Genomic DNA, 15607 nt, shown 5'->3' on the forward strand with positions numbered 1-15607 from the left:
ACAGCGGCCGTCCCGTCACCGCCGCACGATCAGCTCGTTCACGTCGACGTCCGCCGGCTGCCCGACGGCGTACGCGATGGCGTCGGCGGCCTGCCGGGCGCGGGCCGGTACCGCCGACCAGGGTGCGCCGCACCCAGGTTGAGCTGCGGCCGCGCGGTTGGTCTCCGTGGGGTGAGCAACGAGTTGGGCCAGTTCCTGCGGGCCGCCCGGGCCCGGGTCGAGCCGGCCGACGCGGGTCTGCCCGGCGGTGTCACGCCGCGGCGGGTGCGTGGGCTGCGCCGCGAGGAGGTGGCGACGCTGGCCGGGGTCAGCGCCGACTACGCCCGGCTCGATGAGCGAGATCTTGGAAATCACCACGCTGCGGCCGGCCCCCGGGCTGACCCCGGACGACTTCGTCGCGGCGAACGCCGACATCAACGACTATCTCCGCCGCCGGCCGGGCTTCCGGTGGCGCCGCATCGCCGTCCGCGACGACGGCACGATCGTCGACATCGTCGCCTACGACAGCCTCGAGCACGCCCGCGCCGGCGCGGCCGGCATCACCGGCGAGATGGCCGGCTCGCCGGTCCACGACACCATCGACCACAGCACGGTCGACTGGCAGCTCACCGCAGTGCGCTGGGCGGAAACGGCACCCTGACCGGAGCGCCCTCTATGCTCCTCGGATGGCGTATCGCGAGCGCGACCGGGCGGCGGCCATCGCACTCGCGCTGGAACTGATGGCCACCGGCCGCGTCCGCGGCGTGCAACCCGACCACGATCCGGCCGAGCTGGACGCGATTCTCGGGCCTCCTACCGGGCAGTGGGCTCCTCCCGATACGGATCTCGCCCTCATCCGCTACTTCGGCCTGCTCGAGGTGCATTGCTCCCGCCCGTCGCGGCAGGCGCCGTGGCGAGCTGACTTCTTCTCGGCCCAGCTGTGGCGGATGAACAAGCCACTGAAGTGGACGGTTCCCGGTCCGGAACTGCGCCGCCACGGATACGAGGTGATCCGCCGGGAGGAGCCGAAGCTCCGCGCGGACTACTACGAGGTGGCGGAGTCCGGCTCCTCCGCGGTGGTCTTCCGGGACCGGGATCTGCCCCGCCGCTGGGGTCACATCGCCAAGATCTCGGCCACCAACGCCGCCCCGGTCCCCACCGGAACGCCGGACTTCAACGCGGTCCACCGTGCCGTGTACGCCGCCATCGGCCGGCCCAGGTCGACCTGGGCGGACTGGCTCACCGACCAGGGTGGCCCGAACCCCGGCTGGTTACGCACCGCCGAGCGCACGGTCTACGTGGTACTGCGGGAAAACGCTTCTCGCGCCGCCGAGGGGGTCGCCTTTCACGCCTGGCTCCTTGACCAGGCGGCGGCCGGAAGGGCTTGGCCGGCCGACGAATTGGCGTACCGTCGCGCCGAATTCGCTGCCGGCCACCGTGATCTTCCAGGCGTTCCGGAACCGGAAACCGTCGCGGAACAGTGCCTTGCCGCGCTGCCGATGGACCGCGACGCGGCGGCCCGGCTGCCCTCCGACTGGCGGAAGATCGCTCCGGCCGACGTCCGCGCGTCCAAGATGACCCGCGCTCTGCTGCGGTGCGCTCGCGCCGCCGAGCCGCGGTCACCCGCCACGCTCGCCGAATTGACGCGCTGGCAGCCTTTGCTGCCGCACTTATGCTGATGCCCGTCTCGGGAAACCTGTCGACTCGCCCCCCGTGACGGGCGACGATGGCAGCCGTGCAGGTTCTCGACGATCTCCGGGACGCGTGGCGGGCCGCTCTGGGTGACCGGCTGCTCGGCCTCTATGTGCACGGCTCGCTGGTCGCCGGCGACTTCGCGCCCGAGCGCAGCGACCTCGACCTGCTCGCCGTGCTCACCGCCGAACCCGACGCCGAACTGCTGAAACTGCTCGCCGACCGGCACGCCGTCCTCGACCGGCGGCACCCGGAGTGGGCCGGCCGCATCGAGGTCGAATATGTGCCGGCCGCCGCCCTGCACGGCCCCGACGGGCACCTCATCGCCCGGATCAGCCCCGGCGAGACCCTGCACCTGCTGCCGGCCACGACGCATCGCCGGGTGACGTGGGGGAGCGTCCACGACACCGGCCGCGCCCTGGTCGGGCCGCCGGCCCGGGAGTTGCTCCCGGCGGTCGGCCCGGAGCTGGTCGAGGCGGCGCTGCTCGACCACGTGCGCGACTGGCCGGCCTGGGTCGAGCGGATGACGGCGCCGGGCGCTCAGGCGTACTCGGTGCTGACCATGTGCCGGGCGGTGCAGCGCCTGCTTCACGGCCGCCAGCTGTCGAAGCGCCGGGCCGCCGACCGCACGATCGAGACCGACCCCGAGTGGGCCGGTCTCATCGCCTGGGCGCGCGACTGGTGGTACGACCGCGGTGCCGACACCGACCCGGGCCGGTTCGCCGAGGTCCGTGCCTTCGTCACCGATTCAAGCGCCACCATTCTGCGAGTGTGCGGTCAGCGCATCCCGTAGGGCGGCCCGGCTGGTCACGCCGAGCTTGGGAAACAGCCGGTAGAGATGCGTGCTGGCCGTGCGCGGCGACAGGTTGAGCTTGGCGCCGATCTCCTTGTTGGTGAGGCCGGCGGCCGCCAGCTCGGCGATCTGAAGTTCCTGCGGGGTCAGCGCCTCGACGGTCGGGGCCGGGCGCAACCGGGCCGTCCACGGGCGGGCCCCCAGCGACTCGAACAGAGCGAGGGCCTCGGCGACGGAGCGCCCGGTGCCGTACGCCAGCAGCACCCGGGCCCGGTCAAAGGGCCACCGCTCGGCCCCCGGCACGGCCAGGGCCTGCTCGAACTGGCCGGCGTCGTCGAACGCGAGGCCGGCCGCACCGTGGGTGAGCAGGGCCAGCCGGGACGAGATCAGTGGCAGGTCGTGGCCACGCAGGGCGGCGACGTGGGCCCGGGCCTCCTCGTGGCGTCCGGTGTGGACGGCCGCCTTGACGAGGTCGAAGCAGACGAGCAGCGCGGTCGCCTCGTAGGGCGCCAGTTCGCCGGGCGGGCTGATGGCGGCCGCGTCGCGATAGGCCTGCTCGTAGTCCTGCCGGCCGATCGCGGCCAGGGCGCGCACGTGCCGGCCGAAGACCTCGACCAGGTGCGCGCCGCGCGAACCGCCCCAGGCGATCAGGCCGGTCGCGGCGGCCTCGCAGGGACGGCCGCGGGCGGCCGCCAGCAGAGCGACCTGATAGGTCGCGAGCTGGGCCCAGAGCGCCGCGCCGGCCGAGGTGCAGACGGCCAGGGACGTGGTGGCCAGCTCGTCGGCCTCGTCCCAGCGGCCGGACCAGAACGCGTCCGGCCACAGCGTCATCCGCGCGACCGTGGCCCGTCCGGCCGCCGGGCCGGCGATCTGGCGGCGCAGGATCTCCCGGCAGCCGGACAGACGGTCGACGTAGATCGCGGCGGCCGGGATGCGCAGCAGGTCTTCCGGGTCGGTCGACTCGTGCAGCGACGCGATCGCCGCGTCCAGCTCGCCGAGGACCGGCAGCGCCCGCCGGGCCGGGTCGTAGTGGGTGGCGGCCTGCAGCCTCAGGCCGGGGGAGAGCCGCGTCATCACCGCCTCGAACGGCCGCCACAGCTCGGGCCGGCCGCCGAACAGGCACAACTCGGCCATGACGGAGTCACTCTCGCTCGCCGACACCAGCATCCGGTGCACGGCGTCGATGTCGTGATCCCCGTTGATCATCGTGATCGCGGTCGCGGCGTGCACCGCCGCCGAGGGACCGTGCGGGGTGTCGCGGACCCGGTCGAGCAGGCTCTTGGCCAGCTCGAGCTGCCAGGTGTCGCGGGCTGCGATCAGGGCCGCCTCGGCGAGCCGGCGGCCGCGGTCGGCGGGCGCCGGGCTCAGCTCGCCGGCCCGGGTCAGCGCGGTGACGGCGCCGGCCGCGTCGCCCCGGTGCATCAGACGGTCGGCGCACTCCTGCAGCTGGGCGCTGACCTCCTCGTCCGGCTGGTCGGCCGAGGCGGCGAGATGCCGGGCCCGCTCGCCGGGATGGTCGGTCAGGGCCGCCGCGAGCGCCCGGTGGGCCAGGCGCCGGTGCGCGGCGGTCGACATCTCGATCACCGCCGACCGGGTGAGCGGGTGCCGGAAGGCCAGCCGGTGCCGTTCCTCGTCGATCAGGACGATGCGCTCCCGCTCGGCGGGAGCAAGCTTCTCCAGTACGGGCGAGCCCGCGGCCGCCCGCAGCACGTGCAGATCGGCGGTGGCGTCGAGCGCGGCCAGCAGGAGCACCTCACGGGTCGGCCCCGGCAGCCGGTCGACGTCGGCCGCGAACACCGCCCGGAGCCGTTCGCTCAGCGGCAGCACGGCCGGCAGCGCGTCCGCCTGGTCCGACGGGGCCCGGGCCTCCGGCCGCGCGCCGGCGGACTCCAGCTCGGCCGGCAGTTCGAGCAGCGCCAGCGGGTTGCCGTGCGCCTCGTCGAGCAGCCTCCGGCGTACGTCCGGCGCCAGCCCCGGAAAGCGTGCCCGGAGCAGAGTCTCCGAGGCCGTCGCGTCGAGCGGAGCGAGATCGCGCCGGGCGAGACCGCCCCGGCCGAGCGGGCAGGGGCCACCCCGGGAGGCGATCAGCAGCCCGATCCGCCGGCCCGCGACCCGGGTGGCCAGGAACCCCAGCACCTCGGCGCTGTAGCGGTCGAACAGCTGGACGTCGTCGACGACGATGAGGACCGGCTCCCGCACCGACGCGGCCAGCAGCAGCGCGAGCACGGCCTGCGCGACCGTCATCGACTGGGGCGGCGGGCCCTCGGCCAGGCCGAGGGCCACCTCGAGAGCCTGGCGGTGGGTCGCGGTGAGACGGTCGGCGTGCGCCATCAGGGGTACGACCGCGCGCGTCAACCCGGAGAACCGGGGCGCGCCGACGTCGGTGCCGGTCGCCCGCAGCACGAGCGTGCCCCGCGACTCGGCCTCCCGCGCGGTCCACTCCAGCAGGACGGACTTGCCGGCTCCCGGCTCGCCGACCAGCACCAGGGCGGCCCCCCGGACCGCCGCGCAGTCGATCAGGCTGCCCAGCATCCGCAGCTCGCGCTCGCGCCCGATCAGAGTGTCCGGCATGCCCGCTCCCTCGTCGCCGGGAACATAACACGTGCGTACGTCACCTGACGTAGGCCCGTCAAGCCGTCATCCGACGCTCGTCGCGGGCTCTTCGCGGCACCCAGACTGAGCCCATGTCTCACCACCTCGACACGCCTCTGGCCCGCCAGAACGGCCGCCTCTACATCGACGACCTCTACGTCTTCCCGGGCGACCGCGGCACGGTCCTCGTCATGGACGTCAACTCCACGATCACCGGGCCGGACATCCAGCCCGGCTTCCACCCGGAGGCCCGCTACGAGTTCCACGTGCACGTCGGCGGCGAGGAACGGGAGTCGCTGACCTTCCGGGCGACGTTCGGGGAGGCCGGACCCGACGGGCGGCAGCCCTTCGAGCTGGCCGCGGCGGGGGAACTGCTCCTCAAGGGCGGCACCGGCGAGACCGCGACCGGCGGCCACGCCCGGATGTGGGCGGGCCGCGTCACCGACGCGTTCTACATCGATCTGTCGCTGCTGACCAGGGTCAACTCGGCGGTCCGGGACGGCACCGCGGTCGACCTCACCGGCTGGCAGCCGTCCGAGGCCACCAACAGCTTCGCCGGCACGACCGTCGAGACGATCGTGCTCGAGATCTCGCACGAGCACCCGGTGCTGCGGCCCGGCACCCCGATCGGCGTGTGGTGCGCCACCCGGCTGGCCACCGACGCCGGCGGCTGGCATCCGATCAACCGGGCCGGGCACCCGATGATGTGGCCGATCTTCTGGCCGGACGACACCCGGTTCACCTATCCGGCCAACACCCGGCACCCGTCGGAGGACTTCGCGGCCGAGGGCGACCACCTCGCCGGGCAGGTCGCCGCGGTGGTCGCGGCCGGCGGGACCGCCGCCGACCCGCGGGGGTACGGCGAGGCGGTCGCCCGCCGGCTCTTCCCGGACATGCTTCCGTACGTCGTCGGCACGCCCGCGACCTACGGCTTCGCCGGATTCAACGGCCGCAACCTGGCCGACAACGCCCCCGAAGTGATGTTGTCGCTGGTCACGGGCATGGCGGTGCCGTCCGGCCTGCGCCCGTCGGTCGCGGCCGACCTGCGCGACGAGGCCTTCCCCTATTTGCGGCCTATCGGGCGATGAGCACCGGGCAGTCGGCGCCGTGCAGGAGGCCGCTGCCCACCGCGCCGAGCATCACGCCCTCGTAGCCGTGCCGGCGGGGCCCCACGACGGCCAGGCGGGCCTGCCGGCACGTCTCGACCAGGACCTTGCCCGGCTTGCCGGGAACGTATTCGCGCTGGGCCGGGACCGACCGGTAACGCTGGCGCCACGGATCGAGCCGGCGGTCCTCGGCGGTGCCGCCGCGGCCGGCGGTGACCGCCAGGACCTCGGCGCCGTGCAGGGCGGCCTCCTCGAACGCCCGGCCGAGCACCGAGTCGGTGGCCCGGTCGTCGGTGGCCGTGTCGTCGTCGACGCAGACCACGACCGGTCCGCTGCCCCGGTCGGCCCGGCCCCGCACCACCACGACCGAGCACCGGGCCCGGGTCGCCACCTGCCCGCCGACCGCGCCCGCGAACACCCCGCCGCCCTTCTCACCGACCACCAGCAGGGCGGCCCCCTCGGCGGCCTTCAGCAGAGCCGGCACGGCGTAGCCCGGTAACGCCATGCCGGAGATGTCCACTTCGGGCGCGCCTGCCCGGGCGTGCACCACCGCGTCGTGGAGCACACCGGCAGTCTCCGCCTGGCCGGCGTGACCGCGATGGTAGGCCACCACCACGCGTAGCTGAGCGCCACGTAGCCGGGCCTCCGCTGCGGCCCAGCGCACCGCGACGACCGAGGCGGGCGATCCGCTCGCACCGACGACGATCCGTGTCTTTTCCATGCGCACCTCCTCGAGGAGCACACCTTCAACCCAAGCGTCGCGCTCAGCCCGCAGAACCGCAAGGAAACCTGGACCGCCCGGCCGTTCAGGCGGTGACCCCGCCCCGTCGGTCCGAGCGAGGGGGAGAGGCTGAACTTCCCCTCTCGACCAGGCGCGTGTCCAGTTCCATCCGTGGTGATTCGAGAGCCTTGCGGCGGGCCAGGTTCAGGACCGTCCGGGCCGCCAGCGAGCCCATGTCCTGCAAGGGCTGCCGCACCGTGGTCAGAGGGGGCGACGCCCAGCGCGCCGCGGGGAGGTCATCGAAACCGACCACGCTGAGCTGGCCGGGTATCGACAGCCCTCGCATCCGGGCGGCCTCATAGACTCCCAGCGCGATGTAGTCGCTGAAGGCGAAGATCGCCGTCGGGGGATCAACGAGGTCGAGGAGTTGCCGGGCCGAGGCCACGCCCGACCGGTACTCGAATTCGCCGTGTCTGATCAGGCTGGGGTCTTCGGCTATTCCCGCCGCCTCGAGGGCCGCCCGATAGCCGTCGAGCCGGGCGCGGCTGCACAGCAGTCCGCCTTGAGAACCCGTGATCGTCCCGATGCGCCGATGACCGAGCGCGACGAGATGTTCGGTCGCCGCGCGCGCCCCCAGAAAATTGGCGGCGCCGATCGTCGGTAGGTTGGCGGCCGCCTTCGCACCTGGGTCGAGCGTGACCACCGGGACGTTCAGCTGACCCAGCACGGTGCCGAGCGAGGTGTCCCCACTCGCGGCAGCGAGGATCGCGCCCGCGGCCTGCCCGGTGTGGGCACGCCGCAGCAGGTCTTTCTTTCCCGCCGGGCCGCGGTCGAGGGCCGAAACGATCAGTCCGACGCCGGCCTCCTGTGTCACCGACTCCATGCCGCGGATGTGCTCCACCTGCCACGCGGTGTCGAGGCGAGGGTAGATCACGTGGATCAATTCGGGCGATGCCGGCGGTCGCGTCTTCCGGGCTCGATAGCCGTATTCGTCGATCATGCGCTCAACACGCACCCGCGTCGCTGCCGCGACCTGGTCGTCGCCGCTCAACACCCGGGACACCGTCGGCACGGACACTCCGGCTGCCCGGGCTATCGTCGCCATCGTTACTCGGCTGGCGGGCAATCGGCTCAACGTCAAGCTCCCCGTCCATCGACTCCGGTGTGGTGGAGAGTATCGCGCACGAGTCGCGGACACGGCGACCGGAATTATCCACCCGGTGACGTGCGACGATGCCGGAGTGCGGAGCCTTCGATCATGACGCAGAGGTGGCTGATCAGATGAAGTTCGGGCTGTACGGGCTGCACCGCGACCGCAGCGTCGAGCCCGGTGTCCTGGTCCGGCGGGCCAGGTTGGCCGAGGAGGCGGGCTTCGAGTCACTCTGGGTCGGCGACCACATCGCTCTGCCCGCCGGGGAGGGCAACCCGCCCCGTTTGGAGGCCATGGTCGCGTTGACCTACCTCGCGGCCGTGACCAGCCGGGTCCGCCTCGGGGTCGGCCTGATCGTGCTTCCGCAGCGCCAGCCGGTGCTGCTGACGAAACAGCTCACCTCGATCGACGTGCTGTCCGGTGGCCGGCTGACCGTCGCCGTCGGGGCCGGCTACGTGGAGCCGGAGTTGCACGCGATGGGCGTGTCGCTCGCCGAACGGGGTGCCCGAACCGACGAATACCTGGCGGCGATGCGTGCGCTGTGGGACGGGGCGCCTTCGTTCGCCGGCCGGTTCGTGTCGTTCTCCGGCGTCGTTCAGCACCCGTCGCCGGTCCAGCGCCCGCACCCGCCGATCGTGGTCGGCGGCCACTCGGCGGCCGCGTTCCGCCGGGCGGTCCGGCAGGGGAGCGGTTGGTACGGCTGGGGTCTGGATGTCGAGGGGACCGGGGAGGTGCTGCGCGCGTTGGCCGAGACCGCCCGCGGCGAGCGGCGGCCGGCCGGCCTCGGCGAGCTGGAGATCACCATCACCCCGCCCGGCCGGCCTGACCTCGACACCGTCCGCCGGTACGCCGACCTGGGCGTGGACCGGCTGATCATCGAGCTGGAAGGCATCGACGACGACGCGGTCGACGGCGTGATCGCCTCGGTCGGGGACACCCTGGCCGGCCAGTCGTGACGGCCGAGGGCCGCGCTCGCCGCACCGGCCGCTTCGTGGGGCGGGTCGTCGTTGCTTCATGATGCTCCGGTGAGCGACCTGATTATCCGCCGCCTGACCGTCCGGGCCCGGCGGCCGGAGGATCTCGGCCAATGTGTGGAGGTGCTGCGGGCGGTGCGCCTGGCCAACGGCTATCCGGTGAAATGGCCGTCGGACCCCCGGGCCTGGCTGGACCACCCGCAACTCGACCAGGCCTGGGTCGCCGAAAGCTCACCCGGTGTCGTCGTCGGGCACGTCGCCGTACAGAACGGGCGGGAGGTCGCGCGGCTGTTCGTGGCGCCGGCGGCTCGGCGCCTGCGGGTCGGCAGTGCTCTGCTGGACCACGTGAGCGTGTGGGCCGGCGGCCGGCTGATCCTGAAGGTCGTCGACAAGCCGGATTCGCCGGCGGTCGCGTTCTATGAGGGCACGGGCTGGCGGTACACGCACACGACGACCGCTGACCGGACCGGACCGCGCGGCGAACCGGTGCGGCTGCGGCACTACGTCCGATAGAGCTGCCGGCCGCCGGCATGCGGCGTCAGAATCGCAAACCGCACGATGCGACTCGACCGTTTGAAGCCCGGCAGCAGGTTCATGAGGCGATACACCCGGCGTATGTTCGCCGGCGCCTTGGCCATCAACACCGGTGAGTCGTTCATGGGCGCCTCGTCGACATATTCGAGCCTCGGGTGCCAAGCGGCCAGCGCGGCCGGATCGTTGAACCCGCAGTGGAACCGGGCGTTGTACTTACGCCCGAGCGGATCCCATCTCGAGGCCCGCCACGCCGAAACCGACACCGTGTCGAACAGTATCCGGCCGGTCGGGAAGGCGTCGACGACGCTGGTCAGCAGCCGCCGGGCGTCAGCCTCGCTCAGGTACGGCACCAGCCCCTCGGCGACCACCAGCACCGGTCGGCCACGGGGAACCCGCTCCAGCCACGTGAGGTCGGTGACGTCGGAGCCGATCAACGTGTAATGGTCGCGCGGCGGCAGGAATCGCTGCCGCAGTTCCACGACCGGGGGAAAGTCCAGGTCATACCAGTCCACTGTGGCGGGCGGTTCGATCCGGTACACCCGGGCGTCGAGGCCGCAACCCAGGTTCAGCACCACCGCCTCGCGATGCTCGACGAGGAAGCTCCGGGCCCAATCGTCGAGCGCCTTGGCGCGCACCACGGCGGCGAGGCCCAGCTGACTGGCGCCGAATCTGCCCTTGTCGTAGCCGGGATCAAGACGGCGCATCGTCTGCTCGGCGTGGACGTCGCCGAGGATCGGGGCGGGCAGCCGGTTGTCCAGGGCCTTGGCCTTGAGGACAGGGCTGAGAGTCTTCTGAACCCCCGCGAGTTCCACGTCAGCAACAGTACCTATGCCTCCCAGCACATGGCAGTGCGCGCCGATGTCGGGCCGGTGGCTGAAGACGCGCACCCGCGCTCAGTCGGCGCGGCCCCAGAGGTCGTACGGGTTCCGGCCGGGCCGGAAGCCGTGCGCCTCGGCCATCCGGGCGGCCTCGCCGAAGCCGTGGCCGACGAGGTCGGGCCGGTGGGCGTCGCTGCCGAAGGTGATCGCGTCGCCGCCCTCCTCGTGCCACCAGGTGAGCACGGTCGCGTGCAGCGGCAGCCGGGTGTTGACCTCCAGCGCCCGGCCGGACCGCGCGGTCACCCGCAGCGCATGCCGGAACTCGTCCTCGAAGGCATCCGGATCGAACGGGCCGGCCGTTTCAGCCGGCCAGGAGCGCACCGGATAGTCGATGTGGGCCAGTACGGCGAACAGGTCGCTGGTCGTCACCATCGCCGCGACGCCCTCGAGATATCCGCGCACCACCTCGTACGGGTCCCGGTGCGGATAGATGCCCCAGGGCTCGGCGAACGTTCCCTGGTCGGGCAGGGTGTGCAGGGAGCCGAGCAGTCGGTCGAAGCGGCCCACGGCGAGGATCGGCGCGATCTGACCGGCATGACGATGCGGCTCGCCCAACTCCAGACCGCTGAGGATGCGCAGCCGCGGGAACCGTTCCCGGCAGCGTTCGATCGTTTCCAGATATCCGGCGGCGTCGAAGGCCGGCGGCGTCAGCAGCCCGTCCGCGCCGGCGAGCGCGGTGAGGTTGTCCATGGCGTAGGGGCCTTCCACCGCGATCCGCCACACCGTGTGGTCCAGGTGTTCGGTGAAGGCGATGGCCGGCAGGCCGAGCTCCACCGCCCGGGCGCACGACCGTTCCATGTCACCCACCGGCGTGTCCCACGACCACTGGCTGTGCACATGACTGTCAGCAGGTAAGGGCACCGGACGACCTCCACTGTCACCACTGCGCCGGCAATCCACGCTAGGGCGTGACCAGGGCCAGAGCCGCCGCGCGCAGACCGTCGTGATCGAGCCTGGCATATTCCGCCGCCGCCGCGGTGTAGGCCGGGCGGTCGGCGTCCCGGGCGGCCGCCGCGACCAGCGCCGGCTGGGCGAACGCGCTCGTGAAGCCGAACCGTTCCGCGAGCGCGACCGTCCGCGCCCCCGACGCCGCGGCCCCGCGTTCGATCCGCACCTCGGCCATCGCCACCAGCAGGACGCCGAAGACCCGGAAGTAGGCCGTCGGCGCGCCGGGCAGCAGCGACGCCAGGGTCACCGGCAGCGCGTCGGCGAGATCGGCGACCAGGCCGAGCCGGCCGTACCGGCAGTGGGCGAGCACCGCGACCGCCTGCACCTCGCCCGCCCACAGCCCGCCCGCGCCGGCGATGCCGGCCGCCGCCTGCCGCCACAGGGCCAGGCCGTCGTCGACGTCGCCGCGGCCCAGGCGGATCTCGGCCCGCGTGCACAGGTCCATCATCTTCGGCCCGGCGTCCTCCACGCGGACGCCGCGGGCCAGCTGTTCCAGGCCCTGTTCGGCCTGGTCGAGCGCGCCGCGCTGCAGATCGGCGAGCACCAGCGCCCACCGGGCCCGGGCCACGGTCGACCACGCCCCGAGCCGTTCGGCGATCGACAGCGCCGCGTCGATGTGCCGGTACGCCTCCTCGCCCGGCTCGGCCTGCAGGCACAGCTCGCCGATCCGGGAGTGGGCGAGCGCCCGCAGCCAGGGGTCGGCATCGCCCAGGTGGGTGAGCATCTGCCGGGCCGCCCGCAGCGCGGTGACCAGGTCGTTGGCGTATTCGGCCAGGTAGCTGTGGCCGTAGTTGGCGATGCCGGCGAGGATGCGGTGGTCGCTGGCGCACAGGTCCCGCAACGCCTTCTCGTCGCGGGCGAACAGCGCCAGCTGGGCGGCGCCGGTCACGGTGTCCGGGTCGGGTGGCGGCAGCCGGCGCAGCGCGGCCAGCGCGTGCACCGGGTCGGGCCCGCGGACCAGTTGGGTGATCAGCGCGCACCAGACGGCGGCGGCCCGGGTCGCCTCGACCAGCTCCGGCGAGGGCCGGTAGTGGGCCAGCACGGCCGGCGCCTCGGCGGCCAGGGTGGTCAGCCGGGTCAGCTGTGACTCGGTCAGCCAGAGCGTGCCGAGCAGGGAGGCGGTCGCGGCGACGGTGGCGCCGTCCGCGCGGTCGAGGCCGTAGCGCAGCGCCCGGACCAGGTTGTCCTCCTCGGCGCGGATGGTCTCGACGCTCCCGGCCAGATATTCGTCCTGTCCCGCCCCCTCGGCCCGGGCCCATTCGAGGAACCGGTTCTCGACCGCCGCGGTCTCGCCGGCCTCGTCGCGGCGGGCGACGCTGAACTCGCGGACCGTCTCGAGCATCCGGAAACGGGTGCCGGCGGCGGTGTCGACGACCTTGAGCAGGGACTGGTCGACCAGCTGCCCGACGACGCGGTCGTCGGTGAAGAACCCGGCGGCGGCCGCGTCGAAGCCACCGGGGAAGATCGACAGGGCGCGCATCGCCCGCTGGGCCTCGGGTTCGAGCAGCTGCCAGCTCCAGTCGATCACCGCGTGCAGCGTGCGGTGGCGGCCCGGGTGGTCACGGTTGCCGCCCCGGAGCAGGTCGAACCGGTCGTCCAGCCGCTTGGCGATCTCGGTTGTCGACATGGTCCGGATGCGGGCCGCGGCCAGTTCCACCGCCAGCGGGAGACCGTCGAGGTTGCGGCAGATGTCTTCGGCCGCTTCCGCCGGGATGTCGGTCGGCCGGGCGGCGCGGGCCCGCTGCACGAACAGCTCCACACTGGTCGGCAGGTCCAGCTCGGGCAACGGATAGACCGACTCCGACGACAGGCCGAGCGGCGCCCGGCTGGTGGTCAGCACCCGCAGCTCGGCCGACCGCTCGACCAGGGCCCGCACCAGGCCGGCGGTGGCCTCGATGACGTGTTCGCAGTTGTCGAGCACCAGCAGCCCGGCGCCGAGGGCCTCGACGATGCCGTCCACCCCGGTCACGCCCAGGCTCGACGCGACCTCGGTCTCGACGTCGCCGGCCACGCCGGCGAGCTCCACGAAACAGACGAGGCGCTGCCGGGCCCGGCGGCCCACGGCCTGCGCCAGCCGGGTCTTGCCGAGGCCGCCGGCTCCGATGACGGAGACCACCTTGGCCGTACGCAGGAGAGCCGTCACCGCCCCGATGTCGCCGTCGCGTCCGAGCAACTCGTTCGGTTCGTGCCGCAGGCCCTGCCGGACCGGCGGGGCGTCGTCGAGTAACAGTTCCCGGTGCAGCGCCCGCAGGGCCGGCCCCGGGTCGACGCCGAGCTCGTCGCGCAGCGCCCGGCGATAGGTGTCGTAGCGGATCAGCGCCGCCGCCGGGGCCTCGCAGCGCATCAGTTCGAGCAGGACCTCCTCGTCCCGGCCGTCCTCCCCGGCCAGTGCCGCCAGCGGCCCGATCGCCTCGGCGCACCGGTCGAGGCGTGCGAGGGAAAGGGCTCGGGTCCGGGCCAGGGCCCGACGGGTGGCCGCCCGGGCGGAACTCAGGGGGCCGTCGCCCGGGCCGTCCCGGCCGGCTTCGCCGCTGAAGAGGGCGAGGCCCTTCTCCGCCGCCGCGAGGGCCGCCGCGTGGTCGCCGGCCCGGGCGCTCCGTTCGGCCTCCCGCGCCCGCAGCAGCACCGCCGACGAGTCGACCTGCTCCGGGCCGAGCGCCAGCCGGTAACCGGCCGGGGTGTTCTCGATGACCCCGGCCCCGAGCCGGGCCCGGGCCCGCGACACCAGCGTCTGCAGCGCCTTGGCCGGATGTTCCGGCAGCTCGTCGGCCCACAGCTGTTCGACGAGCCGGCCCGCGCTGCAGCCGGCCCGCAGGTCGTCGGCGAGCAGCCCGAGGAGCCGGCGCAGCCGGGACCCGGTGATCTCCTCGCCCCGCCAGCCGGCCCGGGACAGCAGGGTGAGCTCAACGGTCATCGACCGCCAGGCTAATCGACCGCGGGCACCGCCGGAGCCCGGGCGCGGCATCCGGCGGACGACCGGGGCCGCCCGCCTCGCCCGGACCGCCTCGCCCGGACCGCTGGTGTGCGGTCGACGGCCGTGAGTGGGTTAGCGTGCTTTCGTGAAGTTCAAGCTGAAGCTCGGCCGCTGGCAGCTGATCCTTCTGATCGCCGTCGTGGCGGTCGTCGCGGCCCTGCTGGTCCACCGTTCGAAGTCGTCCGGCACGAGCGGGCCGGGCACGATGGACTCGCACGCCGCCCAGGCCTGCGGCGACTTCTCCGACGGCTATCCGAAGGCGAAGACCAAGTCGTCCCGGCTGTCGCTGGCCGACAAGGTCACCGCCTCGTCGGCCAGGAGCGACAACGCCACGATCCGCGACAAGGCGATGGCGATCGGCCGTAACGCCGACGACAGCACCGACTGGAAGGCCAGCGCGACCGCCCTGCTCGACGCCTGCCACGACGCCGGCTTCAGCGGCTGACCCGCCCGGTCAGCTTGTCCTTGAGGCGGTCGACCAGGCCGACGCCGGGGCCGACCAGCTTGTGGAACAGCTCGCTGTTGGGGGCGCCCGGGTGCGGCCGGGTCGGGGCCAGCTTCTTGGCCGTCTCGACCTTGCCGGCCAGCTGCTCCAGCTCGGACGCCGGCACCTTGCGGCGCAGCTCCGGGAACTGTTCGGTCTCCTCGTCCTGCACGTGGTCGGCGAGCACCGACTCCAGATGGCGCAGGCTGGTGTCGAACTCGGCGCTCGAGACGTCCGCGCTCTCCAGGGCCTTCATCGCCTGCTCGAGCTCCTTGTGCTCGGAGACGTCGTGCTCGACCGCCTGGTCGCCGTCGTCGAGATATTTGCGCATCGCCGGGTAGACGTACATCTCCTCGGCGACCGCGTGCCGCACCAGCTCGCTGATCGCCGTGTCGGTCAGGTCCCGCCGGATCATCGGATCCTTGACCGTCCAGATCTCCCCGATCAGCGCGGTGACATCGCGGTGATCGGCGATGAGGACATCCACCACGTCCTGGTCGCTCATGTTTCTCCTCCTCGATCGGTGGAGGCGACGGATACCCCGTTTTTCGGCACCTACGCTTTTGTTTGGCCGGCGCCGGGGCGGGAAGCCGATGACCCATGGGATTCATGGACAAGGCCAAGGACTTCGCCGACGACCACGACAAGCAGGTCGACGAGGGCATCGAGAAGGCCGGCGAACAGGTCGACAAGCGGACCGACAACAAGTACGACTCGCAGGTGGGCAAGGGGGTCGAGCAGGCCCAGCAGCGCACGGGCCAGGGCGACACCGCGTAGCGGAG

General features: G+C 73.0%; 15 protein-coding genes and 1 pseudogene. 9 read left to right on the top strand and 7 right to left on the bottom strand.

Going from position 1 to position 15607, the window contains the following annotated elements; translation table 11 throughout:
* Positions 1–171 precede the first annotated feature (171 nt).
* The 4 genes and pseudogenes from AB0M88_RS15710 to AB0M88_RS15725 form a co-directional block, all read left to right on the top strand.
* Positions 172–321, top strand: a pseudogene (locus AB0M88_RS15710) (transcriptional regulator); the annotation flags it as partial.
* Positions 322–331: 10 nt separating this feature from the next.
* A complete protein-coding gene (locus AB0M88_RS15715) occupies positions 332–640 on the top strand; it encodes a hypothetical protein (protein ID WP_364101623.1) in 309 nt (102 codons plus the stop codon).
* A gap of 25 nt (positions 641–665) precedes the next feature.
* On the top strand, positions 666–1658 hold the full coding sequence (locus tag AB0M88_RS15720; protein ID WP_364101477.1) for a hypothetical protein: 993 nt from the start codon (positions 666–668) through the stop codon (positions 1656–1658).
* Between the two features lie 56 nt (positions 1659–1714).
* The gene (locus AB0M88_RS15725) at positions 1715–2464 is read left to right on the top strand and encodes an aminoglycoside adenylyltransferase domain-containing protein (protein WP_364101480.1); all 750 of its coding nucleotides are present in this window, start codon (positions 1715–1717) and stop codon (positions 2462–2464) included.
* Here AB0M88_RS15725 and AB0M88_RS15730 read toward each other — a convergent pair.
* Positions 2420–5035, bottom strand: a complete 2616-nt coding sequence (locus tag AB0M88_RS15730) for an AAA family ATPase (RefSeq protein WP_364101483.1) — start codon at positions 5033–5035, stop codon at positions 2420–2422. The two genes, AB0M88_RS15725 and AB0M88_RS15730, sit on opposite strands and share 45 nt — an antisense overlap.
* 113 nt (positions 5036–5148) lie before the next feature.
* On the opposite strand from AB0M88_RS15730, the gene AB0M88_RS15735 reads away from it, so the two are divergent.
* Positions 5149–6144 carry a DUF4331 family protein gene (locus AB0M88_RS15735; protein ID WP_364101486.1) on the top strand — a complete coding sequence of 332 codons (996 nt, stop codon included), beginning with the start codon at positions 5149–5151 and terminating at the stop codon, positions 6142–6144.
* Here AB0M88_RS15735 and AB0M88_RS15740 read toward each other — a convergent pair.
* Both AB0M88_RS15740 and AB0M88_RS15745 read right to left on the bottom strand, forming a co-directional pair.
* Positions 6131–6883: a universal stress protein gene (locus tag AB0M88_RS15740; RefSeq protein WP_364101489.1), complete on the bottom strand. Its 753-nt coding sequence runs from the start codon at positions 6881–6883 to the stop codon at positions 6131–6133. The two genes, AB0M88_RS15735 and AB0M88_RS15740, sit on opposite strands and share 14 nt — an antisense overlap.
* Before the next feature lie 85 nt (positions 6884–6968).
* On the bottom strand, positions 6969–7988 hold the full coding sequence (locus AB0M88_RS15745; RefSeq protein ID WP_364101611.1) for a substrate-binding domain-containing protein: 1020 nt from the start codon (positions 7986–7988) through the stop codon (positions 6969–6971).
* A gap of 176 nt (positions 7989–8164) precedes the next feature.
* Here AB0M88_RS15745 and AB0M88_RS15750 point away from each other — a divergent pair, with 176 nt between their 5' ends.
* Both AB0M88_RS15750 and AB0M88_RS15755 read left to right on the top strand, forming a co-directional pair.
* Positions 8165–8989: a TIGR03619 family F420-dependent LLM class oxidoreductase gene (locus AB0M88_RS15750; RefSeq protein ID WP_364101492.1), complete on the top strand. Its 825-nt coding sequence runs from the start codon at positions 8165–8167 to the stop codon at positions 8987–8989.
* 69 nt (positions 8990–9058) lie between these two features.
* Entirely contained in the window at positions 9059–9520 is a 462-nt protein-coding gene (locus tag AB0M88_RS15755; RefSeq protein WP_364101495.1) for a GNAT family N-acetyltransferase, read from the top strand.
* Here the strand turns inward: AB0M88_RS15755 and AB0M88_RS15760 are convergent.
* Genes AB0M88_RS15760 through AB0M88_RS15770 form a run of 3 tightly spaced genes read right to left on the bottom strand, consistent with a single transcriptional unit; the run spans position 9508 to position 14281 of the window.
* On the bottom strand, positions 9508–10428 hold the full coding sequence (locus AB0M88_RS15760) for a class I SAM-dependent methyltransferase (RefSeq protein WP_364101498.1): 921 nt from the start codon (positions 10426–10428) through the stop codon (positions 9508–9510). The genes AB0M88_RS15755 and AB0M88_RS15760 overlap by 13 nt on opposite strands.
* Positions 10429–10434: 6 nt before the next feature.
* The gene (locus tag AB0M88_RS15765) at positions 10435–11280 is read right to left on the bottom strand and encodes a PHP domain-containing protein (RefSeq protein WP_364101501.1); all 846 of its coding nucleotides are present in this window, start codon (positions 11278–11280) and stop codon (positions 10435–10437) included.
* 40 nt (positions 11281–11320) lie between these two features.
* Complete coding sequence (locus AB0M88_RS15770; protein WP_364101504.1) at positions 11321–14281, bottom strand: BTAD domain-containing putative transcriptional regulator; 2961 nt, start codon at positions 14279–14281, stop codon at positions 11321–11323.
* A 145-nt stretch (positions 14282–14426) separates the two neighbouring features.
* On the opposite strand from AB0M88_RS15770, the gene AB0M88_RS15775 reads away from it, so the two are divergent.
* Complete coding sequence (locus AB0M88_RS15775) at positions 14427–14786, top strand: hypothetical protein (RefSeq protein WP_364101507.1); 360 nt, start codon at positions 14427–14429, stop codon at positions 14784–14786.
* Here AB0M88_RS15775 and AB0M88_RS15780 read toward each other — a convergent pair.
* Positions 14776–15330, bottom strand: coding sequence for a hemerythrin domain-containing protein (locus tag AB0M88_RS15780; protein WP_364101510.1), 555 nt, complete (start codon positions 15328–15330; stop codon positions 14776–14778). The two genes, AB0M88_RS15775 and AB0M88_RS15780, sit on opposite strands and share 11 nt — an antisense overlap.
* 95 nt (positions 15331–15425) lie before the next feature.
* Here AB0M88_RS15780 and AB0M88_RS15785 point away from each other — a divergent pair, with 95 nt between their 5' ends.
* Positions 15426–15602 (top strand): antitoxin, encoded by a 177-nt coding sequence (locus AB0M88_RS15785; RefSeq protein ID WP_364101513.1) that lies wholly within the window; start codon positions 15426–15428, stop codon positions 15600–15602.
* The last annotated feature ends 5 nt before the right edge of the window (positions 15603–15607 follow it).

Source organism: Actinoplanes sp. NPDC051411, from assembly GCF_040682075.1.
In the GTDB taxonomy this organism is placed as follows: Bacteria; Actinomycetota; Actinomycetes; order Mycobacteriales; family Micromonosporaceae; genus Actinoplanes.